The 22,544-nt window shown below is 42.5% G+C and carries 25 protein-coding genes and 1 tRNA gene; 13 read left to right on the plus strand and 13 right to left on the minus strand.

Features of this window, described 5'->3' with window-relative positions:
- Positions 1 to 21 precede the first annotated feature (21 nt).
- Positions 22 to 879 (minus strand): hypothetical protein, encoded by an 858-nt coding sequence (locus ABS362_RS07535; protein ID WP_350411787.1) that lies wholly within the window; start codon positions 877 to 879, stop codon positions 22 to 24.
- A 322-nt stretch (positions 880 to 1,201) separates the two neighbouring features.
- On the opposite strand from ABS362_RS07535, the gene ABS362_RS07540 reads away from it, so the two are divergent.
- Entirely contained in the window at positions 1,202 to 1,666 is a 465-nt protein-coding gene (locus ABS362_RS07540; protein ID WP_350411788.1) for a LexA family protein, read from the plus strand.
- Positions 1,663 to 2,940, plus strand: a complete 1,278-nt coding sequence (locus tag ABS362_RS07545; RefSeq protein ID WP_350411789.1) for a Y-family DNA polymerase — start codon at positions 1,663 to 1,665, stop codon at positions 2,938 to 2,940. The genes ABS362_RS07540 and ABS362_RS07545 overlap by 4 nt, the downstream gene beginning before the upstream one ends.
- Positions 2,941 to 3,193: 253 nt before the next feature.
- On the opposite strand, the gene ABS362_RS07550 is transcribed toward ABS362_RS07545, so the two are convergent.
- Positions 3,194 to 3,424, minus strand: coding sequence for a helix-turn-helix domain-containing protein (locus ABS362_RS07550; protein ID WP_350411790.1), 231 nt, complete (start codon positions 3,422 to 3,424; stop codon positions 3,194 to 3,196).
- A 199-nt stretch (positions 3,425 to 3,623) separates the two neighbouring features.
- On the opposite strand from ABS362_RS07550, the gene ABS362_RS07555 reads away from it, so the two are divergent.
- Positions 3,624 to 4,097 carry a hypothetical protein gene (locus ABS362_RS07555; RefSeq protein ID WP_350411791.1) on the plus strand — a complete coding sequence of 158 codons (474 nt, stop codon included), beginning with the start codon at positions 3,624 to 3,626 and terminating at the stop codon, positions 4,095 to 4,097.
- 271 nt (positions 4,098 to 4,368) lie between these two features.
- Here ABS362_RS07555 and ABS362_RS07560 read toward each other — a convergent pair whose 3' ends face one another.
- Positions 4,369 to 5,505, minus strand: coding sequence for a site-specific integrase (locus tag ABS362_RS07560; RefSeq protein WP_350411792.1), 1,137 nt, complete (start codon positions 5,503 to 5,505; stop codon positions 4,369 to 4,371).
- Between the two features lie 75 nt (positions 5,506 to 5,580).
- Between ABS362_RS07560 and ABS362_RS07565 the strand changes: the two genes are divergently transcribed.
- From ABS362_RS07565 to ABS362_RS07575, 3 genes are all read left to right on the plus strand, one after another.
- Positions 5,581 to 5,653: transfer RNA gene (locus ABS362_RS07565), tRNA-Phe, on the plus strand.
- 186 nt (positions 5,654 to 5,839) lie between these two features.
- Positions 5,840 to 6,025 carry a hypothetical protein gene (locus tag ABS362_RS07570; RefSeq protein ID WP_350411794.1) on the plus strand — a complete coding sequence of 62 codons (186 nt, stop codon included), beginning with the start codon at positions 5,840 to 5,842 and terminating at the stop codon, positions 6,023 to 6,025.
- A 14-nt stretch (positions 6,026 to 6,039) separates the two neighbouring features.
- Positions 6,040 to 6,576, plus strand: a complete 537-nt coding sequence (locus ABS362_RS07575) for a hypothetical protein (RefSeq protein ID WP_350411795.1) — start codon at positions 6,040 to 6,042, stop codon at positions 6,574 to 6,576.
- Here the strand turns inward: ABS362_RS07575 and ABS362_RS07580 are convergent.
- Positions 6,563 to 7,657: a tetratricopeptide repeat protein gene (locus tag ABS362_RS07580; protein ID WP_350411796.1), complete on the minus strand. Its 1,095-nt coding sequence runs from the start codon at positions 7,655 to 7,657 to the stop codon at positions 6,563 to 6,565. The genes ABS362_RS07575 and ABS362_RS07580 overlap by 14 nt on opposite strands.
- A 153-nt stretch (positions 7,658 to 7,810) precedes the next feature.
- Between ABS362_RS07580 and ABS362_RS07585 the strand changes: the two genes are divergently transcribed.
- From ABS362_RS07585 to ABS362_RS07595, 3 genes are read left to right on the plus strand one after another with little or no spacing between them, the layout of a single operon-like run.
- Positions 7,811 to 8,191 carry a phage holin family protein gene (locus ABS362_RS07585; RefSeq protein ID WP_350411797.1) on the plus strand — a complete coding sequence of 127 codons (381 nt, stop codon included), beginning with the start codon at positions 7,811 to 7,813 and terminating at the stop codon, positions 8,189 to 8,191.
- Entirely contained in the window at positions 8,188 to 8,784 is a 597-nt protein-coding gene (locus ABS362_RS07590; protein ID WP_350411798.1) for a hypothetical protein, read from the plus strand. Before ABS362_RS07585 ends, ABS362_RS07590 begins: the two co-directional genes overlap by 4 nt.
- The gene (locus ABS362_RS07595; RefSeq protein ID WP_350411799.1) at positions 8,774 to 9,541 is read left to right on the plus strand and encodes a phosphoglycerol geranylgeranyltransferase; all 768 of its coding nucleotides are present in this window, start codon (positions 8,774 to 8,776) and stop codon (positions 9,539 to 9,541) included. Before ABS362_RS07590 ends, ABS362_RS07595 begins: the two co-directional genes overlap by 11 nt.
- On the opposite strand, the gene ABS362_RS07600 is transcribed toward ABS362_RS07595, so the two are convergent.
- The 7 genes from ABS362_RS07600 to panC all read right to left on the minus strand — a co-directional run bounded on the left by ABS362_RS07600 (position 9,524) and on the right by panC (position 15,464).
- Positions 9,524 to 10,447 carry an AraC family transcriptional regulator gene (locus ABS362_RS07600; RefSeq protein WP_350411800.1) on the minus strand — a complete coding sequence of 308 codons (924 nt, stop codon included), beginning with the start codon at positions 10,445 to 10,447 and terminating at the stop codon, positions 9,524 to 9,526. The genes ABS362_RS07595 and ABS362_RS07600 overlap by 18 nt on opposite strands.
- A gap of 159 nt (positions 10,448 to 10,606) precedes the next feature.
- A complete protein-coding gene (locus tag ABS362_RS07605; protein ID WP_350411801.1) occupies positions 10,607 to 11,746 on the minus strand; it encodes an acyl-CoA dehydrogenase in 1,140 nt (379 codons plus the stop codon).
- Positions 11,747 to 11,958: 212 nt separating this feature from the next.
- The gene (locus ABS362_RS07610; RefSeq protein WP_350411802.1) at positions 11,959 to 12,633 is read right to left on the minus strand and encodes a zinc metallopeptidase; all 675 of its coding nucleotides are present in this window, start codon (positions 12,631 to 12,633) and stop codon (positions 11,959 to 11,961) included.
- Positions 12,634 to 12,635: 2 nt separating this feature from the next.
- On the minus strand, positions 12,636 to 13,130 hold the full coding sequence (gene rfaE2 / locus ABS362_RS07615; protein WP_350411803.1) for a D-glycero-beta-D-manno-heptose 1-phosphate adenylyltransferase: 495 nt from the start codon (positions 13,128 to 13,130) through the stop codon (positions 12,636 to 12,638).
- A complete protein-coding gene (locus tag ABS362_RS07620; RefSeq protein WP_350411804.1) occupies positions 13,114 to 14,157 on the minus strand; it encodes a lysylphosphatidylglycerol synthase transmembrane domain-containing protein in 1,044 nt (347 codons plus the stop codon). The genes rfaE2 and ABS362_RS07620 overlap by 17 nt, the downstream gene beginning before the upstream one ends.
- Positions 14,158 to 14,166: 9 nt before the next feature.
- Entirely contained in the window at positions 14,167 to 14,514 is a 348-nt protein-coding gene (gene panD / locus ABS362_RS07625) for an aspartate 1-decarboxylase (RefSeq protein WP_162428040.1), read from the minus strand.
- Between the two features lie 95 nt (positions 14,515 to 14,609).
- Positions 14,610 to 15,464, minus strand: a complete 855-nt coding sequence (gene panC / locus ABS362_RS07630; RefSeq protein WP_350411805.1) for a pantoate--beta-alanine ligase — start codon at positions 15,462 to 15,464, stop codon at positions 14,610 to 14,612.
- A 134-nt stretch (positions 15,465 to 15,598) separates the two neighbouring features.
- On the opposite strand from panC, the gene ABS362_RS07635 reads away from it, so the two are divergent.
- The 3 genes from ABS362_RS07635 to glmS all read left to right on the plus strand — a co-directional run bounded on the left by ABS362_RS07635 (position 15,599) and on the right by glmS (position 19,734).
- Complete coding sequence (locus ABS362_RS07635; protein ID WP_350411806.1) at positions 15,599 to 16,408, plus strand: glycogen/starch synthase; 810 nt, start codon at positions 15,599 to 15,601, stop codon at positions 16,406 to 16,408.
- Entirely contained in the window at positions 16,392 to 17,813 is a 1,422-nt protein-coding gene (locus ABS362_RS07640; protein ID WP_350411807.1) for a DUF4270 family protein, read from the plus strand. The genes ABS362_RS07635 and ABS362_RS07640 overlap by 17 nt, the downstream gene beginning before the upstream one ends.
- An 85-nt stretch (positions 17,814 to 17,898) precedes the next feature.
- Complete coding sequence (gene glmS / locus ABS362_RS07645) at positions 17,899 to 19,734, plus strand: glutamine--fructose-6-phosphate transaminase (isomerizing) (protein WP_350411808.1); 1,836 nt, start codon at positions 17,899 to 17,901, stop codon at positions 19,732 to 19,734.
- Between the two features lie 74 nt (positions 19,735 to 19,808).
- On the opposite strand, the gene ABS362_RS07650 is transcribed toward glmS, so the two are convergent.
- A complete protein-coding gene (locus ABS362_RS07650; protein WP_350411809.1) occupies positions 19,809 to 20,492 on the minus strand; it encodes a 3-hydroxyacyl-CoA dehydrogenase family protein in 684 nt (227 codons plus the stop codon).
- A gap of 47 nt (positions 20,493 to 20,539) precedes the next feature.
- On the opposite strand from ABS362_RS07650, the gene ABS362_RS07655 reads away from it, so the two are divergent.
- The gene (locus ABS362_RS07655) at positions 20,540 to 20,920 is read left to right on the plus strand and encodes a RidA family protein (RefSeq protein WP_350411810.1); all 381 of its coding nucleotides are present in this window, start codon (positions 20,540 to 20,542) and stop codon (positions 20,918 to 20,920) included.
- A gap of 514 nt (positions 20,921 to 21,434) precedes the next feature.
- On the opposite strand, the gene ABS362_RS07660 is transcribed toward ABS362_RS07655, so the two are convergent.
- Positions 21,435 to 22,460: a YihY/virulence factor BrkB family protein gene (locus tag ABS362_RS07660; RefSeq protein WP_350411811.1), complete on the minus strand. Its 1,026-nt coding sequence runs from the start codon at positions 22,458 to 22,460 to the stop codon at positions 21,435 to 21,437.
- Positions 22,461 to 22,544: the final 84 nt, after the last annotated feature.

A 22,544-nucleotide genomic window follows, 5' to 3' on the forward strand; every position in this document is an offset into this window, starting at 1 on the left:
AAGCTTCTGATGTTAGGGATGTTATCTATTTAGATTTGTTGTTAAACTACTCATGTCTTTAAGTAGTGCCAATAATGCTTTCTCTGAGCTGCTTATCAATGTTGCGCACTCAGCTTTTTCAACTTTCGTTGGTGACATCGACTCAAAAACAATAATACCATCTGGATTTGCAGCAGTATTAACATCATTCAATGTTTTTACATAAATGGAACGGCTTTTCATCCTTATCTTTTTTAGCCTTCTTTCTGATATCACACATCTCGCTCTCATGAATTCTATATAGGTTTTCCCCTTATTAACCCATTGAGGAGCACCTGTCACAAAAGCTTCACCATGAACCCATCCATCGCCTATAAGTCCTTCATCCTCTTTATACTTATATTCAGAAGCCTGATTGTAAGCTTTATTCATTGCGCATCTCCCTAAAAGCGTAAAGTGATCACCATGATGTTTATAAATACTAATTCTTTCGCCACCAGTAGTATAAAATGATTTGAATAAATGAAGAATGTTATTGCTACACAGATTATAGTACTCTTTCTTATAAAGCTTAATTTCCTCCTTAAGCTTCTGATTTTTATCAATTTCGCCTTGGACTGTTCGATTATGCAGGTTTCTTCTGGCACCCACTACAATCGCACTTATTAACAATAGCCCAAAGGTTATAAGTAAAAAAACCCAAGCCTCCTTCCATGCAATATCATCTCCTAAAAATTTCTCATCACTTTCTGACATTACATCTACTACTGTTAATCCAATAGCTCCTAACGCTGTTAGAAATTCTGACAAATAATGTTCAATAAAGTTCCGCACTGTTTTTACAATAGAAGTCAGACCAAATATTAAGAATAATGGCACTAGGAACCACAAAAAACCCATAATTGATTATTAGAATATTTATAGAGTTGCGAATATATAACATACAATGCTTATTATAAATGAGTAGGCTAAGCATTTCAATAAATTCACTATAAAAATTTAAATATATAAGCTTTGTACTAATTGGGATCTTGATTTATCCTTTAACCAAAACATAAAGGTTCAATTCTGTAACGTATCAAATATTTACTTAACTACTGATCAACCATTTATCAGTAACAGTCATTAATTAACAGCAAATCAAGCAAATTATATTAGCAAATAAAATTAATTTACACGTATTTGCTAATGTAATTAGTTTTTTAATTTAATAGCAGTTGTTATGTGTAATGCCAAAGTTATACCTATCTCTTCATACACCCTAGAGGTTTTTAGCTTTGATATTCTAGATCAGATAAATATCCCATTATATGCTTCTTATGTTTCAGCTGGCTTTCCATCCCCTGCTGATGATTATCTGGAAGACAGAATTGACCTGAGCAAGTATCTGGTCCAAAACCCAACTTCCACCTTTATGATGCGTGTGAAGGGTAGTTCAATGCAAAATGCTAACATTCATGATGGGGACATTCTCGTAATCGATAGATCCCTTAAAGCTACAGATGGCCTGCCTGTTGTTTGCTTTCTGGATGGTGAATTCACTGTTAAGACATTTAGGAAGACAAATGGTAAAACGTATCTGTACCCTGCAAACCCTGCTTATAAACCAATCGAGGTAACAGAAGAAATGGATATACGTGTCTGGGGTGTGGTAGTATGGGTACTGCATAAGCCTGTTAAGTTATGACGACTTTGTTTGGTTTGTGCGACTGCAACAACTTCTATGCAAGCTGTGAACGCGTTTTTGACCCTACTCTTCATGGGGAGCCTGTTGTAGTTTTGAGCAACAACGATGGCTGCGTGATTGCCAGAAGTAATGAAGCTAAATCCTTAGGTATTCAGATGGGTGACCCATTCTTTAAGATTAGGAATTTTGTGGAGCATAAGCAGCTATATGCCTTTTCATCCAACTACGTGCTTTATGGGGATATGTCAGACAGGGTGATGCAGACGCTATCGCTGTTCACGCCTAACATAGAAGTATACTCCATTGATGAGTGTTTCTTGGATCTGGGGGACTTTTATGATGTTGACTTGTTTAAATATGCATGGGAGATCAAGCGTACTGTAGCGCAATGGACTGGCATTCCTGTCAGCTTAGGTGTAGCACCTACCAAAGCCTTAGCAAAGGTCGCTAATAAGCTAGCTAAGAAGTCTGCTAAAGCTAATGGTGTGTTGGTTCTAACAGAACCTTACCACATTGAGAAAGCACTGCAAGCAACTAAGATCGAAGATGTCTGGGGTATTGGAAGACAGTATGCGAAATTCCTTAAAAACCATCACATCAATACTGCGCTGGATTTTACGAATGCATCTGAGAGCTGGATCAGGAAACACATGACTGTAGTTGGTGTGAGACTACACAAAGAGCTACGAGGTCAATCATGCTTGGAACTGGATGAAGTAGCTCCACCCAAGAAAGGTATCTGCACCTCCAGAAGCTTTGGAAAAAAACTTACCTCTTTTAACGATGTACAAGAAGCAACAGCCTCTTATGCAGCTAGGTGCGCTAAGAAACTGAGGGTACAGAAAAGCTGCGCCAGGCTAGTTACAGTGTTTGTCCAGACTAATCCCTTTTCTGAGCACGATAAACAGTATTATAACAGTAAGACGATCTGCTTACCAGTTGCTACCAATTCAGACATGGAACTTATTCACTACGCCTCGCTTGCGCTTAAAGAGATATACAGACCATCTTATTATTACAAAAAGAGTGGTGTGATCGTAACTGATATTGTACCTGAGCGCCAGATTCAATATGACTTACTTGATACAGTGGATAGGGATAAGCATACCAAGCTTATGAAAGTAATGGATGGACTGACAGACAGATTTGGCAGAAGTAAAGTACAAGTAGCAGCACAAGGTCTTAGCAAGAGTTGGATACTGAAGAGCGATTATATGTCTCCCTGTTACACTACCAGAATAAATGAACTCCCTGTTGCTTATAACCTGAAGTAGATTTGATACTCCTGATTATAGAAGCATCACCTGTAACCCATTTAGTAAATATTCTTAACTCCTAGCAATTACCTTTTACTACATATATAGAGGAATAAATCTATTCTTAAGGCAAACTGAAGTTATAGTTAAAAAAGCAAGACAAGAGCAGGGGGCTTTTCAAGCCCTGACAAGCATGTAAATATAAGATTTCCAGAGCATTAAATCAAGTGTCCTGATATACTTTTATCTGCATATTAGCTTTAGCTGGCTTTTAATTGAATCCTTCAGAAAAGAACTCCTGCAAAGTCATTCTATGGATGGCTAGTACCCTAATTAGGGTTCTCATAGTTAAGTTTGCCTCCCCCTTTTCCAATCGCCAGTACTGCATTCTTCCCAAGTCATGGTCTAAGGCAAAAGTTTCGTAGCTACTGTAGCCCTTTTCTATACGAATAGCCTTTAGTCTTTCCCCTATTGCCTTAAGTATCTCTTCTTCGCTCTTCATGAACGAAAGTTGAGATTATACCTTATTTAATATTACATCATAAATATATACACCACATAGTATACATTATAACTATTAACTATCTTTAAACGATGCGGGAGAAGCTGCATGTTAATGCTTCTCAACTTTTGTGGTGTTATAGTAGATGATACACCATTTACTTTAATCAGAGATAAAACACATAACTATTTAACCTGAAATGATAAAAAACCCTTTACCTCTAATCATATTAGCCTTTATCGTGACATTCATGGCTGTCAGCTGTGATTCAGGAAAACGCTACCAGCCAGAAGAACAGATGCCTGATGAGCATATTTTTCGATCAGAAGAATACAAGCGTGAAGAAGCTTTAATGAAATCTAAAATAAGGAGGGGCTGGGAGGCTGTAAAAGACTTAAGTATAGTTAGCTCTCAGACAAAGTATGATTCCAACTTTATACCTACAGTACACCTCACTATTCAGAACAAGTCAGAGAAGACAATAAAGGCATTTACACTCAAACGTAAAGAAGATTACTCTGATTTTAACAAGCATTTCAAAGTAAGACTAAAACCTGATCAAACTTACACTACTTCTATCAGGGTTGCAGAAGCAGAAGGGCTTGGAGAAGATATTATTTTACAGGTTGATAAAATAGTATACAGCGATGGCAGCATGGTACAAGTGTATTAGCTTTTAAGTGTATTTAAATTAAAATACTAGCAATATTATGGAAGGTCGTGCTCTTATCATACTGGGTATATTAGCTGTCCTATATGGCATTTACGATGCGTTGAAAACAGATGATTACATTCAACTTATATTGATTATAGGATTTTTAGCTATCTGCTTTCTAGCAATCAAGAAAGTTGAGGATTCATAAAGAACCAATGGACTTGGTGACGATAACATAATAGATCATCTAGTATGGTGAGCCCAAATGTATTATATCCTTTAAATGCTATCAGAAGTCAAGGCTAGGCATTTGACTTACCTCAACATCAACAGCCCCTACACTTCGTAGATAGATCAAGCTTGTATTAAGACTTGAATGTCCCAAAAGCTGTTGCAGCAGTTTAAGGTTCTGTGTTCTTTTAAAAACATTAACTGAAGCTGCATGACGAAAGCTGTAAAGCGTTTGGTTCGCTTCTATCATCTTCAGCTCCAGCATCTTTTTCTTAGCCCTGGACCATTGGGTATTCAGGTAAGATTCATTATAGGCCCAGGCTCCTCCTGTAAGCAGGTTATGATTTGGTAGAAGTAAGAGGACTTCACGTTCCAGTAACACTTCCCTAACAAATTCAGGCACTGGCAGGCTCCTTATCTTGCCACTCTTATTCTCTTTCCCCTCCAGCATATAGAGTGTCAGATCCTTGTTAAAATGACGACGCTCCAATAACCTGATCTCCTGATGAGGTCTCAAGAGTAACCCATACATTAGGATAGCGCAGAGATATAGGTTGGGATAATTCACTTTAAGATAAGGCAGGAGCCTTGCTAGTTGGTCTGTCGTGTATGCCTGATGCAGTACAGCTTTTGCCTTTCGTTTAGAAGTAACTAGAACTGGATTGGAACCAAGGTAGCCTTGTTTAACCATCTTTGAAAAGATGGCAGACAGTGTTCTTCTTTTATTCTGATAATAGGTCCCTGAAGAGGTATACTGCTGTAAGAAACGTTCTATATCAGCTGCTGTTATCTCTTTAACCAGTACAGCCTGTTTCCCCTGTGCTTCTAACCAACCTAAAAGCTGGTCAGCTGTACCAGAGACATCCCTCTTATATGTGTTGCTGTAAGAACTATTATAGGCATCAGCTATAAGTAATCTTATTACCTCTTTTAACGCTATTTGTCGAGGCTTAACACTTGGTTGAGTAGTTGTATCGTCTGGAGTCCAGCCTGTCAACAAAGCTTTCGTAAAAGCCCTAACAAGCTGTCTTATCAGGCGCTCTCTTTCTTGCAGTGTTTTAGCTTTATTAGGATACAGAAGAACACCTATTGCCTTCCCATGATAATAGCGATAACGTAATCCTTTATAGTAAAAGCTAATGAAACTGCGTTTGGTTAAATTCTCTGGATGGTAAGCTTGTGGATCAGTAAACATAAGACAATAGAATTAAGTGAAACCATTGTCTCACCTATTGTCTCAAATGATAGATAATCTCTTAAAAAGTGCCCTGGTGATGTAGCTCAGTTGGTAGAGCAAAGGACTGAAAATCCTTGTGTCGTTGGTTCGATTCCAATCATCACCACAATGAAACCCTTGTCAGAAACGGCAAGGGTTTTTTGTTTTTAAGCTTTTCCGGATCAAATCTTACAGTTTGCCTGAACTATAGTTTACACTTATTCCACTCTATCTCTTTTTGCTTATATTGTCTCTGCAACTATACTGTAGTTTATAGTTATAGGATGCATTTAAGCTTATAGTTACCCTACATGTGGATACAATCTTCTGGATTTGTGTGAAACTGATGCAGGTCGGCGCAAATGTACTGGGTATAACCTATCAGCAATTGAATGTAATCCTGTTTGTGATACTTCACCCGGCACTAACTATAGTTTTATGGTACCAGTACAGGCGCTATAAACGCAAGTACCAGTTAGCTTTGGAAATGAATAAATAAGAGTTGTAGTTATCATGAAAACTATATTACGCCTTAAGCACTGGCAGGTCTTTTTGATACTGTTGTTAATAATGTTGATCGGGAATACTGAAATAGGTGGCCAGGAGGATTTAAATATTTTTCTCTCGCTAACCGGTTTACTACTATACCTGACAATTTTAGTAGCTTATGGGCACTATCTTTATGACTATCTCCCGAGGCGAGTAGAGCTAAACTATAACCTGTTTATTATTAACAGTTTTATTTTTGCAGTAGTCGTTATTGCAGCAACTACACTTTTTGGCCCTGAGGGGCTTCACCTAACCGGATTGTATGCACTTCCGATTTTTTATGTATTCTATGCTGCTTATTACACATTAGCCTTTCCAGCAAGAGTACTAAAGTCTATAGAGCTTAATAGGAATGTCGAATTCGGAGAGTACCTAGTACTTGCCATAGGTTTTATTTTCTGGCCTTTTACTATCTGGTTTATTCAGCCGCGGGTAAATAAGATTGTAGCCTACGGTCAGATTCAACCTGATGAGAAACAAACTATAGTTAATAACAATTAGCCCGCAACTCCAGCAAAGCTGCTGAATAACCCAACTCGTATGCCTGGTTAAAATAGATGCACGCCGAGTCCGGTTCCTGTAGTTCCATCTTGGTTCGTCCCATCAGGTAATTCACTCTTCCATTTTCTTTATCTATAGTTAAGGCGCGGCGGTAATCATGCTCTGATAGTTTGTGAGCCTCAATTTTATAGTAACCAAACCCACGATAGGTAAGCGCTGCTATTCGCTTCTCTTTGTTTGTTCCGTAGCGCAGGTAAGTTGAAAAATCGCTGAGGGCCGGTTTATATTTTTGCAGATAGAATAACCTGACTTCACCCCGGGCCAGGTAAGCATCCCAAAGTTTCTGGTTTAAATGAATGGCCCGGTTCAGATCCGCTTCAGCTTGCAGGTAACTGGCCAGGTGCTGCCTGCTCACGCCACGCATAAAATAAACATCAGCCGAGGGCTTCTTCTGATAGGCTATAGCCTGATTAAAGTCCTGGAGAGCAGCTTCGTAATCTTCGAAAACATTCAGCTCAAGCCAACCTCTTTCCTTGTAAGCAGCAGCATGTTCCGGCTTAAAATGAATCGCATCCGTCAGCATACGGTGCGCACTGCTGTATTTGCCGTCAGCTATATAGGTTAGCGCTGTTTTATATTTATCTTCACCGGCAATGTGGTCCATTGTTACTTTCAGCAACAAACTGAAAAGCAGAATGCCGCTCACAAAAGCAATGGTAATGTACAGGTCTTTGCGTGAGAACTTGCGTTGCTCCCTGTAAATTGGCCGGTAATACCGCTCAGAAACCGGGGCAGGTTCGCGGGTATGACGGTAGCGCTCGTTATAGTATGGCTGGTATTGTTGTGCTACACGCTGGCGTTCGCGCAGATATTGTAATTTCAGGTCGTAGCGCGCACGCTTGCCGGGGTTAGACAGCACCTGGTAAGCAGTATTCACCAGTTTAAATCTGTCCTCGGCTAGTTTGTTATCAGGGTTTTTATCGGGGTGATATTTAACGGCCAGCTTTTTATACGCCTGCTTTACCTCCTGCTGCGTAGCTGCCGGAGTAATGCCAAGTACGGTATAAAAGGTCTGTTCCAATGCAATGAAGCTTAAATTATAGGTAGCAATACGCCTGATTAAAACACATTTTTAGTGTTAATTGTATATAAGGCAGCAATGTAATTATACTTTACGTAAATATTTGAATACACCTGCGTATACAAAGTGACGCAATAAAAAAAGCTAAAAACTATGGCAATGCAAGATAACGGCACTAAGGAAAAAAACACAAATATTATCGAGAACCTGATGGGTTACATCGATACCCGCATCGATATTATACGATTAGAGATACAGGAAAAGCTAAAAGCATCGTTTGTAGGCGCAGCACACGGTATATTACTGGGCCTGATCGGCTTCATGTGCCTTATATTTGTAAACATCTTCCTGGGCCTGTTGTTAAACCATCTTTTAGACAGCACGTTCTGGGGCTTCGGTATCATCGCTTTATTTTACGTTGTGTTGTTGGTTATACTTGTGATTGGGTTAGATAAAAAGGTATTTCAGGGCATGGCCGATAAAGCATTTGACAACACAATTTATAAGACTGATAAAAGAGAAAAATCTATATGAGCGACCTTAACAATCCATTATTTGATAACCAGCGCGAGTTTCTGGAGCGCCAGAAAGAAGAGTATAAAAATGCGCTGATGGGTGATGTAGAACAGATAAAAAGCCAGGGACAGGAAGTTGGTAAAAAAGTAGCTCTAGCGGGCGGCGTAATACTAGCCGGCTACTTACTGAAACGCATGTTTACCAGCAGCGATAAAAAAAAAGCCCCGAAAGTAGCGAAATCTAAAAAAGGCGAAGAAGCTGCTACCGGAACTATACCTGTTTCGCATCCAATACCAGACTATGACCCGATTGCGCATAGAACGGTAACAGATTTTACTGCCGAACGTGAACCTGCTTACACTTCTAAAAAGAAAGCTGCAAAAGTAAAGAAGCAAAAGTCAGAACCTGGCGTGGTACAAACATTACTGCATTCTGAATATGCCCGCACCATGATGCAGCACGGCATAACCTTACTGGTAGCTTATATCGCTAAAAAGGCAGCGGAGCGCATGCAATCTGAACCTGAAAATACCGATATTGCAGCTAAAGCTGTTCCGGCTACCGAAGCAGACCCAGTTGTACAAAGCGCCTCAGAGAAGCATGCCATTTAATAACTTTCGCGAAACACAGCAGACCAAACGCACTGGCAGAAAACATTTTGCCGTATTGCTAGACCCCGATAACCTGGATGAAGCAACCTGCCTGCAACTGCTGCACCTAAGCGAAACCAGCCACGTCGATTTCTTTTTTGTAGGTGGCAGCCTGATAACTACCGAGAACCAGGCAACTATAATTCAACTGATAAAACAGCATAGCCGCATTCCGGTTATCCTTTTCCCGAGCAACAGTTTGCACATCGATAAACAAGCCGATGGCATCCTGTTGCTTTCTTTAATTTCGGGCCGCAACCCCGATTTCCTGATTGGCCAGCACGTACTATCTGCACCTATACTTAAAGCCAGCAACCTGCATGTTTACCCAACCGGTTACATGCTTGTAGACTGCGGTCGCCAGACCACGGCATCGTACATGAGCGGCACTACGCCTATCCCTTATGATAAGCCTGCTATAGCTACCTGCACCGCCATGGCCGGTGAATTACTTGGCCTTAAATACATTTACCTGGATGGTGGCAGTGGGGCAGCAAAACCAATAAGCGCTGAAATGATTACTGCCGTTTGTGATGCGGTGGAAGTGCCGGTTATAGTTGGCGGTGGCATTAATACTGCCGAGAAAGCAAAAGCTGCCTTAGAGGCAGGCGCTGATGTAATTGTGGTTGGTAACCACATAGAAAAAAACCCCGGCTTTCTGGCCGAGGTTTCTTCTATAGTTGCTTCTTATAATCTTGCCTTAGATGTTCATCGCTGATTCGCGGCGACGCATCTTGCCGGCAGGAATACCGAACATCATCTTAAAGCGACGGCAGAAATAAGCGGTATCTTTGTAACCAACTTCTTTACCAATTTCGCGGATGCTCTTCTTAGTAGTTCTTAACAGGAACACGGCACGCTCCATACGCTGGTACTCGATGTAATCTTGAGGGTTGATACCAGTCAGCATTTTGAAATACTGGCCTACATAATCCTCTGATACGTTCGCAACGTTAGAAAGCACTTTGTTAGAAAGATCACCACCTAAGTTCTCCTTAATATAGTTGAACAGGTCTATGAGGCGTGGATCTTTAAAATATGTGCTGTTTGTTGCCAGCTGCTCCACAAACATTCTGTTGCGAAGTATATGGCGAACAACCTCTACTACAATATTCTCTGTGTAGATGTTGATCAGTCGCTCTTTACCTGGCAGATCCTGCATGCTCTCTTCCACTACCTTTATCACCAGGTTAGCTAGTTTGTTGTTTCCTGAGATCAGGAAAGCAGGCACATCCAGAGATGAAAAGAAGTTTACAGAGTCAAACACCTTCGCTTCGAAGCTTACAAAGCTGTGGCTTTCTTCTGCATCACCGATAAGGTCAAGATCGCTGTTATTTTTAAAGAACTTCTCTTTGTTCGTGATCAGGTCGTCGTTAGAGATCACTTTGCCGTCGCCGGCACCGTATCTAACGCGCGTGTTTCGGCCTCCCGGAACAAATAGTAGCTCCCCTTCTTCCACTACATGCTCTTCATCGCCAAAGAATATGCTGCCTTTGTGCAGCAATATCAGGTTGTTGCCAACATCGTAGTAATTGCGAACCGTAAACGGCTGCTGCAATACTAGATTTTTAGCCTTAATGAACCGCACCCCAAGCGATTCAATAATTTTATTGTAATCTTCCATTGTGTAACCAACTAACTTTTATACTATAAACCCGTTAATTATGGCTTAAAGCTAAGACTAATCTTTATAAAATTCAAATTAAATTTTAAAAATAAATTTTAATTCGGAAAAACCTATAGATAGCCTAAGCTGCACAGAAACACATTTTTACACGCATTTCTATTTTAGCAGTTCTCTCGAAATTACTATTTTCTGTATCTCGGAAGTACCTTCGTATATCTGTGTAATTTTTGCATCGCGCATTAAACGCTCAACATGGTATTCTTTCACGAAACCGTAACCACCATGTACCTGCACTGCTTCTATAGTTGTATCCATTGCTACTTTTGATGCAAAAAGTTTTGCCATAGCGCCAGACTTACCATAATCAGCATGCGAATCTTTGTCGTAAGCAGCCTGCAGGCAAAGCAGACGAGCTGCTTCGATGTTAGTAGCCATATCAGCCAGCTTAAACTGTATTGCCTGGTGCTTCGCGATCTCCACACCAAATGCCTTCCGCTCTTTAGAATATTTAACTGCCAGTTCGTACGCGCCTGATGCTATACCCAGCGCCTGTGACGCAATACCGATACGGCCACCAGCCAGCGTAGACATAGCAAACTTAAAACCAAAGCCATCTTCGCCAATGCGGTTCTCTTTTGGCACCTTAACGTCAGTAAACATCAAAGAGTGTGTATCAGAACCACGAATACCCAACTTATTTTCTTTCGGACCGATCTCGAAGCCTTCCATGCCACGCTCAACTATAAGCGCGTTAATACCACGGTGACCTTTGGCAACATCAGTCTGAGCGATTACAATGTATACAGAAGCAGTGCTACCGTTGGTGATCCAGTTCTTTGTACCGTTTAGTAAATAGTAATCACCTTTGTCTTCAGCAGTAGTTCTTTGTGAGGTAGCATCAGAACCCGCTTCCGGCTCTGATAAACAGAAGGCACCGATGATCTCACCAGTAGCTAATTTTGTCAGGTATTTCTGCTTTTGCTCTTCGTTGCCATACTTCTCGATACCCCAGCAAACAAGCGAGTTGTTAACCGACATTACAACAGAAGCAGAAGCATCTATTTTAGATATCTCTTCCATAGCCAGTACATAAGAGATAGTGTCCATACCGCCACCGCCGTATTTTGGATCAACCATCATTCCTAAGAAGCCAAGCTCACCCATTTTCTTGATCTGCTCTGCCGGGAATTTCTGGTGCTCGTCACGTTCGATTACCCCAGGCAAAAGTTCTGTCTGTGCAAATTCGCGGGCGGCTTCCTGTACGGCCAGGTGTTCTTCTGTTAACTGAAAGTTCATGTTATTTATAAATCGGATATGGTAAAACGATAACTTTTCGGGTACAAAACTATAAAATACAACAATATAAATTTAACCTGACTGCTAAATATTGTAATTAACTATACAATGTTGTGCAGTAAACGATGATCTGAAGGCATAGAGGGGAAAACAAACGCCACCCGCTAAACAGAAGAGGGTGGCGTTTGTTTTATATACGTATCATTTTAAGGTTAGTCGCGACGGCCCATTAATAATGATGCATAGTACAATAGCGTGGCAAGCGAACCAAGCGCTGCTACTACGTAGGTTAAAGCAGCCCATTTTAGTGCATCTTTCGCCATACCGTATTCCTGCTGGGTTACAATTCCATTAGAGCTGATCCAGGCCAGGGCACGCTTACTTGCATCGAACTCTACCGGCAGCGTTACAAAGCTGAACAGTGTAGTTAAACCAAACAGCGCCACACCAATTGCCAGCGGCACAGGCGTCGTCTGCAGCATTAAGATACCGATCAACAGAATCCACTGCATGTAACGAGAGGCGATACTTAACGCAGGCACCATGGCCGAACGGAACTTCAGGAAGGTATAAGCTTTTGCATGTTGCACCGCGTGGCCACACTCGTGGGCTGCCACAGCCGCTGCAGCAGCACTGCGGGCATCATATACATACTCGCTCAGGTTTACTGTTTTATCGGCAGGGTTGTAATGGTCAGTTAATCTGCCGGCTACCGAAATAACACGCACATCTGTAATACCGTTATCGGCCAGCATTTTCTCTGCAATCTCACGTCCGCTTAAACCTGAGCTCAAAGGTGTTTGAGAGTACTGTTTAAACTTGCTTTTCAATCTCCAGCTCACAAGCCAGCTTGCAAGCATAATAGAGATCATTATAATCCAGATCATGGTTATTTATTTTCGTTTAATTGGTTTTCTATCTTCTTTACGATGTTTGTAGTAGAATAACCGTTTACCAGCGGAACTGTTTTCACTTCGCCACCGGCTTTCAATACTTCTTCGTGACCTACAATCTGCGCTATACTATAGTCATCACCTTTTACAAGTATATCGGGTTTTACGGCTTTTATCAGCTCCAGCGGGGTATCACTATCAAACAACACTACAGCGTCTACAAACAAAAGCGATGCCATTACGCGTGCGCGTGACATTTCGTCCTGAAGCGGGCGGTTCGGGCCTTTTATACTGCTGATGGAGTGGTCTGTGTTGAGGCCGAGTACCAGTTTATCGCCAAGTTGTCGTGCTTTTTCCAGGTAATCTACATGGCCTAAGTGCAATATGTCAAAGCAGCCGTTCGTGAAAACAATCTTCTGCCCCTGGCTGCGCCATAGTTGTAGTTGCTCCAGTAATTTCGGAAGAGTAAATATTTTATCGGTTGAGTTCATGGTTTGCCATTGCTTTCGTTTCAGAGGGTACTAGCGCCGATGGGCGACGTACCATACCTGCTATAAAACTAAGCACTCCCATTATAACTACCAAAAGCGTTTGAGAAGTATGTGCCAGCAGCGCATAAGCCATACCGGCTTCTGCAGGAACCCCGTAAAGTAATAACGTAGCCTGTACCAGCAAATGGTATACGCCCACCCCACCCTGCACCGGCGCCGCCATACCTAAACTGCCTACTACCAATACCGAAAGTGCCGCTCCAAAGCCCAGCCCGCTTGTAGCCGGAAGTGCATAAAAAACGACCAGACTCATGCCATAGTACATCAGCCACACAAAAACAGTATGCCCCCAGAAAACAGCCTGGTTATCGAGCCTGGTAATACTGAACACGCCCTGCAACATACCTTTCACAAACTGCACAGCTTTCTGGAAATAACTGTTTTCCCGTAGCCTGCTCAGGTAACGCAACCCTATCAAAACGATAACTATACCTGATACCAGGAAAACTCCGGCCACCCAGTAAAGCGAATCTATAGTTTGCTCGAGGTTACTATACTTGCTGGAAAGGAGCTCCCAGAAAAAATCTTTGATCTGTTTAAATTCGGAAAGGAACGTAATGGTAATGGCCAGCAGCAGCATAAGCATATCTACAAAGCGCTCTGCTATTACCGTACCAAAGCCTTTATTTACCGGAATGCCATCGGAACGTCGGAGCATCGTACAACGTACCACTTCGCCCATGCGCGGCAATACCAGGTTAGCCAGGTAGCCCACCATCATGGCGTTATAGGTATTGGGTAACGATGGCTGGTAACCGGTTGGCTTTATCTGCATTTTCCAGCGGTACGCGCGGCTCATGTAAGCGGCAACACCCATCAAAAGCGAAAGGCCCACCCAGCCATAGTTTGCGCTCTGCAGTTCTGCCCACATCTTCTCAAAGTCGAGCTCTTTTAAAGCATACCACATCAGCAATGCTGATACGCCGAGCAAAAGACCGTATTTAAGAATAGAGAACAGCTTTTTCATGCAGCGGCGTTATACCAGGCGATTATGCTGATCCGGGAATACTAAGGTTGGTTTGTGAGCTTTTGCATCCGCGAACGGGATACTGCAGTAAGAAATAACTATAACGATATCGCCTACCTGTACTTTGCGCGCAGCCGGGCCGTTTAAGCAAACTGTTCCGGTGCCGCGTTCGCCCTTAATTACATAAGTCTCGAAGCGCTCGCCGTTGTTAATGTTTACGATGGTAACTTTCTCATTCTCCACCACATTGGCGGCGTCCATCAGGTCTTCATCTATGGTGATGCTGCCAACATAATGCAGTTCGGCCTGTGTTACCTTACAGCGGTGAATCTTGGATTTTAAAACCTCAATATACATGGTTTGTGACTAAATAAAGCGCAAAGTTAGCTAATATCAGGCAGATAAACTATGAAACTATAAACCCACCCGCTACTACTCTTGTTCTAAACAACTTAAACTTCGCTAAGATTCACTACAATATTATCGATCAGGCGTACTGGCCCTACGTGTGCTGCAATGCATAGAGCTACCTCCTGCACTCCGGTTATAGTTGCCAACGGTTGCAAAGTAAGCGGGTCTGCTATCTCAAAATATTCCAGCTCTACTTCGGGCATATCCTTTAAGTATTCGGCTACGGCTTCTTTTATAGTTGATAGTGGCGTATGCACCAGCTGCTTTCTGGCCACCTCTAAGGCTTCGTGCAAACTCACAGCGATCTGCCGCTGAGCTGCGTTCAGCCTTTTGTTTCTGGATGACATAGCCAGACCATCTGTTTCACGCACTGTCGGGTAACATACCAATTCAATATTAAACCCTACTCCTAAAATTAGCTGCCGAACTACAGCTACCTGTTGCAAATCTTTCTGACCGAAATAGGCTTTGTGCGGCTGCACCATATTAAATAGCTTGCTAACTATAGTTGCCACACCGTTAAAGTGCCCTGGCCGGTGTTCTCCTTCCATTACCGCCTCCAGCTTTCCGAAACTAAACTGCAACATAGTGTGTTGTGGATATATAGCTTCGGGAGTTGGTGCAAAAACATAATCACAACCGGTAGTTTGCAGTAGTGCTACGTCTGCGTCTAATGTGCGCGGATATAGTTTATAGTCGTCGGGGTTGTTGAACTGCGTGGGATTTACAAAAATACTGCATACCGTAATGTCGTTATCACTTGCCGATGCGCGCAGCAGTTGCAGGTGTCCTTCGTGCAGGGCGCCCATAGTTGGCACAAAGCCTATGCTTTTGCCTTGGCAGCGCAGTGCTTGCATTGTTTCGCGAAGCTGGTTTACCTGCGTAATTACTTGCATATGTTGTGTTTCAGTGTTAAAACTATAAAAGCCGGCAAAAGTAAGTCACAGCAGATAAAATTGAAAATTAGAATAAAAAATACTAATTTTGCACGTCCCAATACTGTTGCCTTTTAATTTTTAATTACAAACTCATGTCAAAATTGCGAATTCTGTACGCCGCCACCGAGATCCTTCCCTTTCTTCAAACCACAAAAGTAGCAGAGTTTCTGAATACGCTACCACAGGCGATGCAGGAAAGAGGTATGGAGATACGTATCTTTGTGCCGCGATTCGGTATTATTAACGAGCGCAAAAACCGTTTACATGAGGTTGTTCGTCTTTCAGGCATTAACATTGCTGTTGGCGACGACGAGAAACCACTGGTAATCAAGGTGGCTTCTATACCAAATGCCAAATTACAGGTATATTTTATCGACAACGAAGACTATTTCCACAGAAAGTCCGTTTTTGTTGACAAGAACAACAAGTTTCATCAGGATAATGACGAGCGTGCCATCTTTTTCTGCAAAGGCGTGCTGGAAACTGTAAAGAAACTGGGTTGGGCTCCGGACATTGTACATTGCAACGACTGGATGACCGGCCTGATACCAATGTACCTGAAAACTACTTACAAGAAAGATCCGATCTTTAAAGACTCTAAGTCGATGTTTACGGTGTATAACCACAACTATACCCATAAATTTGCAGGCGACTTAATGGAGAAAGTAAAGATGCTGGATATTGACGACAGCATGCTGGACCACCTGAAGTCTGCCGATATCGACAGCTTCCTGAAAATAGGAATGGAGTATGCCGATTCAGTAATTAAAACAAACGAAGATTTCAGCGATAACATCAATGTTCTGTTCAACGACTTTACAGCCAAGAACATCAGCACTGTTACCGCCGACGACACCCTTTCAGATTCATACTATAACCTGTATAATGAACTTAGCCGTTAGAAGATTTACCCTTTTCTTCTTTTCTATTGCTACACTTGCATCTTGCGAAGACCCATCTGACATAGGCTTAGACCTTCAGGATGAAAACCAGATCGGAGCTTTTTATACCGATACGTTAACTATAAATACAGGCACTGTCCTTAAATCTGATTCTATTTTAGCTTTCAGACAGTATCCGCTGCCTGTTGGTGGTTACCAGGATGGTACTTTAGGCAATGTAAAAGCTACAGCCTTTACAGAAGTAGGTCTTTCAGGCTTAGATCTGAAATTCGGTGAAAACCCGGTAGCAGACTCGCTTGTGCTTACGCTGGATTATACAACCGATATCTATGGTTCTGATGATCCACCGCTAAACCTAAGTATCCACAGGTTAACAGAAGGCTTCCAGGATAAGGCATCTTACTTTACAAATTCTTCGCTGGCTTACGAAAGCACTCCGCTTGGAACTGTATCGTTTGACCCGGATCCTATCGACACGTCTACAGCAACTGTAAAAACTCCTGTGTTCACGGAGCCTGTTAGAATACACCTGGATATGGCGCTGGCTAACGAGATACTGGCTCAGTCAGGCAAAACTACCCTGAAGGACCAGTTCAATTTTGTACAGTTCTTTAAAGGTCTGGCTATAGTTCCGACACAGGCAAACCCAAGGGAAGTGATCAGCCTGAATACGCTGTCTTCTAAAACCAGGCTTACGCTGTACTATAAAAATGATACGACCCGGAAAGAGCACTCATTTTTATTGAATGGGTCTAACATCCGTAACTTCTCTAAAATAGAAACTAACCGTAGCGCTACCGCACTGGCAGGTTTAACGCCATATAAAGTGTTGCCATCGTCGCAAACCGGAGGTGAGAGTTATGTGCAAGCCGGTACACAGCTGTTTACAAAAATAACGATACCACACCTTAAGGAACTGAAAGAGAAGTATGGCAATATTGTTATTAACAGGGCTGAGCTTGTAGTTCCAGTTAAAAACAACTCGTTTACAACGCTTAGAGAGCCCTTACAACTTGGTATTTACGAAACCAATAGCTCAAACCGTGTGCTGTATACATCAAGTGGTGTAGCTAAAACAGTTCCTATTGATGACGCGCGTATCATGAGCGCCAATAACTATAGTTTCCCGACTTACTTGCAATTTGATGCTGAGACCAGAAAAGAGGGTAGCAACGAGGTAAGAACTGGTGTAGGTAGCTACAAAGTAAATGTAACGGCTTATGTGCAGGCTATACTGCGCGGCGACAAGCCAAATGATGGTCTGTTGATCACACCGGGCAGATATTTAGCTTCTTCAAATGGTGGGGGAACAATAGGTCTGGAAAGCATTCCTAAAAGAGCTATTATAGTTAACACTGAAGAGCAAGGTGTGAAACTGCGCATCTACTTTACAAAACTGGACTAATCTTATTATTAAATATTTTTAATAGGTACCTTTGCGGGTACCTATTTTTTGTGGGTACCTATTTTAGTTTTTACACAACAGACTTATGTGCGGAATTGTAGCATACGTTGGGCATAGAGAAGCTTGCCCTATCATTATTAAAGGCCTAAAGCGCCTCGAGTACAGAGGATACGACAGTGCAGGTGTTGCACTAATGAACGGTGAACTTAATGTTTATAAGAAGAAGGGCAAGGTAAGCGAACTCGAAGCATTTATAGCCGACAAAAATGTACATGGCAATATTGGTATGGGCCATACCCGTTGGGCTACCCACGGCGAACCCAACGATGTAAATGCACACCCGCATTACTCTACATCAGGTAAAATTGCCATCATCCACAACGGTATCATCGAGAACTATGCATCTCTTAAAACTTTGCTTTTAGAGAAAGGCCATACGTTCCAGTCTGATACTGATTCTGAAGTTTTCATTAACCTGATCGAGGACATCCGCACTACTACAGGTTGCACCTTAGTTGAAGCAGTTCGTCTTGCGTTGCATGAAGTAGTAGGTGCTTACGCTATTGTGGTATTATCTAAAGATGATCCGAACCAGCTGATTGCTGCCCGTAAAGGTAGCCCGCTGGTAGTTGGTGTCGGCGAGGGCGAATACTTCTTTGCTTCTGATGCTACCCCGATTATTGAGTATACGAACGATGTGATCTACCTGAATGATTTTGAGATCGCGGTAATTAAGGATGGCCAACTGGATATCCGTACAAAAGAAGATGTAAAGCAGACACCATACGTTCAGCGATTAGAGCTTGCTCTTGAGTCGATTGAAAAAGGTGGCTATGAGCACTTTATGCTGAAAGAGATATTTGAGCAACCTCGCTCGATACTTGACAGCATGCGCGGCCGTATGATAGCGGAGAACAACCACCTGATGATGGGTGGTATCCGTGAGTATGAAAATAAATTCGCAAATGCACAGCGTATACTTATAGTTGCCTGCGGTACTTCTTGGCATGCAGGCCTTGTAGCCGAGTACCTGATTGAAGACCTGGCACGTATACCGGTAGAAGTAGAATATGCTTCTGAATTCCGCTATCGTAATCCTATTGTTAACGAGAACGACATTGTTATCGCTATTTCTCAGTCTGGTGAAACGGCTGACACACTGGCTGCTATAGAACTGGCTAAATCAAAAGGTGCTACTATCTTCGGAATCTGTAACGTAGTTGGTTCATCTATAGCCCGTGCTACAGATGCAGGTGCCTATACGCACGCTGGCCCTGAGATTGGTGTGGCTTCTACAAAAGCATTTACAGCACAGGTAACAGTTCTTACCCTTATTGCTATGATGATCGGCAGCAAGCGTGGAACTATAGAAACTACCAAACTACACGAGTTGATCGCTGAACTGGAGCAGATACCGGCTAAAGTAGAGCAGACACTTAAACTGGATAAGCAGATCGAAGAAATTGCGGCTATCTATAAAGATGCAACCAACTTCCTGTATCTGGGTCGTGGGTATAACTTCCCGGTTGCCCTGGAAGGCGCACTTAAACTGAAAGAGATCTCTTACATACACGCTGAAGGTTACCCTGCTGCCGAAATGAAGCATGGTCCGATCGCGCTGATTGATGAGCAGATGCCGGTTGTAGTTATTGCTACAAAAGACAGCTCGTATGAGAAGATCGTATCGAATGTGCAGGAAGTGAAAGCCCGTAAAGGTAAAGTAATTGCTATCGTAACCGAAGGTGACACAACTATACCGTCTATGGCTGACCACGTAATTGAGATACCTGAAACCAGCGAACACCTGATGCCATTACTGTCTGTGGTGCCGCTTCAATTGCTGTCTTACCACATTGCGGTTATGCGCGGTTGTAATGTAGACCAGCCTCGTAACCTGGCAAAATCAGTAACAGTGGAGTAATCTATAGTTGTTATAAAACAGAAAAGGAGACCCGCTTAGGTCTCCTTTTTTTATGGCTTATAGTTAACTATAACTTATAGCTCAAACTTCTCCCCTTTCAGGAATTTGGTTTTTAGTAAAGGGCAAACTTTATAGCGCTCTTCTTTGGTGTCTTCGTAAACTGCCCGCAACAAACTATACACATTCTTTATTCCGATCTGGTTAGCCCATTCAAAAGGACCTTTTGGGTAGTTGGTACCTAATTTCATCCCAAGGTCGATGTCTTCTATTCCGGCTGTTTGCTCCTGCAGTGTATAGCAGGCCTCATTTATGATCATGCAAATAATGCGGGGGGTAACCATTCCAACACGATCTTCTACAACCAGGAATTCCGTTCCCAACTCATTACACACTTCAATCAGCTTCGACTCAGATCTTTTATTGTATAAACTTACTTCCAGAACCGGTCGGTTAAACAAAGAAGGAAGTCCGTTAAAACCGATTAGCGTGCAGGGATTCTGTATTCCGGAAGCTTTTACAAGCGCTGCCAGCTGTATAGTTGCGGCATTACAGAAAACTACTTGTTCAGGGGCATAAAAACTCAGGCGCTCAGGCTCTTCGTGCAGCAGGAAATCAAAAACAACATCAGAGGGTTCTAACTGCTCATCGATAACACTGTGGCTTTGTAGGAAAGTAAAGCGCGTACCGTTGTTTGTTACCGGAAACTTTTGTCTGAACTCTTCGGCCATTTCGGGGCCAGCCAAAACAAGTATGTGCATAATTATGTACTTTTGATGGTAAAGATAAACATTTAAACTTATTCAGAATGGCACATACTATCGTTAACTCACATAATGCTCCGGCCCCGATCGGCCCATACAGCCAGGCAACTATGGCCAATGGCGTACTTTATGTTTCAGGTCAGATACCGCTAAACCAGCAAACCGGCGAACTGGTAACAGGCAGCATAGAAGAAGAAACACACATGGTGATGAAAAACCTGCAGTTTATACTTACGGAAGCAGGCATGGACTTCAGTAACGTTGTAAAGTGCTCAATTTTTGTGAAAGACCTGAACAACTTTGGCAAGATAAACGAAACGTACGGCAGCTACTTTACCAGCAATCCACCTGCCCGCGAAACCGTGGAAGTAAGCCGCTTACCAAAAGATGTGAATGTGGAGATATCGTGTATTGCAGTGAAGTAGAGCTTGCTAAAAGATACTTTGACAAAGGACAAAAGACAAAGGAGCTATACTTCCGGGTTTTTTGTCCTTTTTTTCTGAATCAAGATTTACAGGATTAAAGGATTGACAAGATTTGGATTCGGTTTATAGTTGAGGGCTTGGCTTTATAGTAAATACCACGGGCGCGAGTCTCCAGACTCGTGACTTGGGATGGTGTTGAGTCTCCTGACTCAACTGGCCCAACAGGGACAAGCATGGCAACGACGCTGGCTATAGCTCTATAGTTACTGGTCCAACCACCCCTAACCCCTCAGAGCTGCGCTCGCTACCTTCGAAATCGCTTCTAGGTAGTCTAAGGCGAGGAATTTTACGTCTTCGCTATAGTTTGATTTATAGTTTCATAGTAACGTTTCAACCCACCCCTGCCCCTCCCAAGAGGGGAATTACTGTTATAGTTATAGTGTAGGCTGTAATGCTATAGTTAAAGCAAACACACAGAACTCCTCAAATCTCTAACTCCTAAACTCTCTAACTTTCAAATATTCGCTCCATGTTCCTTATCGGCTTCTTCTGGGCCGATTTCAGGAACAACTATAGTTTCTTCGCCATATACTTCCTTAGCGTGTTTGCCGGGCTCGGCGTTTACTGCTGAGTTGCCTACTTCTATTTCCTGGCGAATAACCCTGACAGCATAGTTGGCCGGATAAATGTTGTGGCCATATTTGCGTGAGAAAACAAACGTGAACACTGCCCCGAAAAAGATGATCTGCGAGGTAAAGAACACCCACGTCAGTATTATTACCACTGAGCCTGCCGCTCCATAAACAGAAGCCACATCGTTTTTGCCCAGGTAAAACCCGATGATTCCCCTGAAGATCGAAAACAGCACTGCCGTAACTATAGCGCCTACCCATACATCGCGCCATTTTATCTTGGCATCCGGCAGAAACCTGTAAATGCAGGCAAACAGAAACGACATCATAACCAGGCTCGACATAAAATTAGCTGCGTGCAGAATGTACACGACCCAACCAGAAAACCGTGCCGTCATAAAATCGCCGATAACAACAAGTATGGTATTAGCCAGAAGTGACAGTAAAAGTATAATCGTTATAACCAGGATCATCCCAAAAGAAAGGAAGCGGTCGAGCAGTAATTTCAGGTAGCCGCGCTTGGGTTTGGGTTTCACATACCAAATCTCATTCAAGGAGTCCTGCAGCGACACGAAAAAGCCTGTAGCCGCAATAAACAACGCAATACCGCCAACTACAGCTGCCAGATTCAGGTTGGTAAAGGCGTTTACATTTTCGACCATCTTCTGCACAGCATAAGCTCCTTCCGAGCCTATCAGGTCTTTAATTCTATAGTATATCTCCCCCGATACGGCCTGCTCTTCCAGGAAATAGCCACTGGCACTTATAATGATGATAAGCATGGGTGGCAACGCAAAGATGGTGTAATACGCCAGCGCTGCTCCCTTCTGAAAAGAGTTGTTATCCAGGAACTCCAGCCAGGTTTCCTCAAGCAAAAGCCAGATCATAAGTAGTCGGGAGCGTACCATTCGGCTGGTTTTAGATATGTGTACTTAGGCTGATACGCAAATAGCTGATATTGTTTGTACTTGCCATAGTACGAATAAAGTATA

The sequence above is a fragment of the Pontibacter populi genome (assembly GCF_040278685.1).
Taxonomy (GTDB): domain Bacteria; phylum Bacteroidota; class Bacteroidia; order Cytophagales; family Hymenobacteraceae; genus Pontibacter; species Pontibacter populi.

What these genes read in the sequence shown, in the direction of transcription:
- ABS362_RS07535 (WP_350411787.1), bottom strand. Translation starts at nt 879, where the DNA reads ATGGGTTTTTTGTGGTTCCTAGTGCCATTATTCTTAATATTTGGTCTG.
- ABS362_RS07540 (WP_350411788.1), top strand. Translation starts at nt 1,202, where the DNA reads ATGTGTAATGCCAAAGTTATACCTATCTCTTCATACACCCTAGAGGTT.
- ABS362_RS07545 (WP_350411789.1), top strand. Translation starts at nt 1,663, where the DNA reads ATGACGACTTTGTTTGGTTTGTGCGACTGCAACAACTTCTATGCAAGC.
- ABS362_RS07550 (WP_350411790.1), bottom strand. Translation starts at nt 3,424, where the DNA reads ATGAAGAGCGAAGAAGAGATACTTAAGGCAATAGGGGAAAGACTAAAG.
- ABS362_RS07555 (WP_350411791.1), top strand. Translation starts at nt 3,624, where the DNA reads ATGATAAAAAACCCTTTACCTCTAATCATATTAGCCTTTATCGTGACA.
- ABS362_RS07560 (WP_350411792.1), bottom strand. Translation starts at nt 5,505, where the DNA reads ATGTTTACTGATCCACAAGCTTACCATCCAGAGAATTTAACCAAACGC.
- ABS362_RS07575 (WP_350411795.1), top strand. Translation starts at nt 6,040, where the DNA reads ATGAAAACTATATTACGCCTTAAGCACTGGCAGGTCTTTTTGATACTG.
- ABS362_RS07585 (WP_350411797.1), top strand. Translation starts at nt 7,811, where the DNA reads ATGGCAATGCAAGATAACGGCACTAAGGAAAAAAACACAAATATTATC.
- ABS362_RS07590 (WP_350411798.1), top strand. Translation starts at nt 8,188, where the DNA reads ATGAGCGACCTTAACAATCCATTATTTGATAACCAGCGCGAGTTTCTG.
- ABS362_RS07595 (WP_350411799.1), top strand. Translation starts at nt 8,774, where the DNA reads ATGCCATTTAATAACTTTCGCGAAACACAGCAGACCAAACGCACTGGC.
- ABS362_RS07600 (WP_350411800.1), bottom strand. Translation starts at nt 10,447, where the DNA reads ATGGAAGATTACAATAAAATTATTGAATCGCTTGGGGTGCGGTTCATT.
- ABS362_RS07605 (WP_350411801.1), bottom strand. Translation starts at nt 11,746, where the DNA reads ATGAACTTTCAGTTAACAGAAGAACACCTGGCCGTACAGGAAGCCGCC.
- ABS362_RS07610 (WP_350411802.1), bottom strand. Translation starts at nt 12,633, where the DNA reads ATGATCTGGATTATAATGATCTCTATTATGCTTGCAAGCTGGCTTGTG.
- rfaE2 (WP_350411803.1), bottom strand. Translation starts at nt 13,130, where the DNA reads ATGAACTCAACCGATAAAATATTTACTCTTCCGAAATTACTGGAGCAA.
- ABS362_RS07620 (WP_350411804.1), bottom strand. Translation starts at nt 14,157, where the DNA reads ATGAAAAAGCTGTTCTCTATTCTTAAATACGGTCTTTTGCTCGGCGTA.
- panD (WP_162428040.1), bottom strand. Translation starts at nt 14,514, where the DNA reads ATGTATATTGAGGTTTTAAAATCCAAGATTCACCGCTGTAAGGTAACA.
- panC (WP_350411805.1), bottom strand. Translation starts at nt 15,464, where the DNA reads ATGCAAGTAATTACGCAGGTAAACCAGCTTCGCGAAACAATGCAAGCA.
- ABS362_RS07635 (WP_350411806.1), top strand. Translation starts at nt 15,599, where the DNA reads ATGTCAAAATTGCGAATTCTGTACGCCGCCACCGAGATCCTTCCCTTT.
- ABS362_RS07640 (WP_350411807.1), top strand. Translation starts at nt 16,392, where the DNA reads ATGAACTTAGCCGTTAGAAGATTTACCCTTTTCTTCTTTTCTATTGCT.
- glmS (WP_350411808.1), top strand. Translation starts at nt 17,899, where the DNA reads ATGTGCGGAATTGTAGCATACGTTGGGCATAGAGAAGCTTGCCCTATC.
- ABS362_RS07650 (WP_350411809.1), bottom strand. Translation starts at nt 20,492, where the DNA reads ATGCACATACTTGTTTTGGCTGGCCCCGAAATGGCCGAAGAGTTCAGA.
- ABS362_RS07655 (WP_350411810.1), top strand. Translation starts at nt 20,540, where the DNA reads ATGGCACATACTATCGTTAACTCACATAATGCTCCGGCCCCGATCGGC.
- ABS362_RS07660 (WP_350411811.1), bottom strand. Translation starts at nt 22,460, where the DNA reads ATGGTACGCTCCCGACTACTTATGATCTGGCTTTTGCTTGAGGAAACC.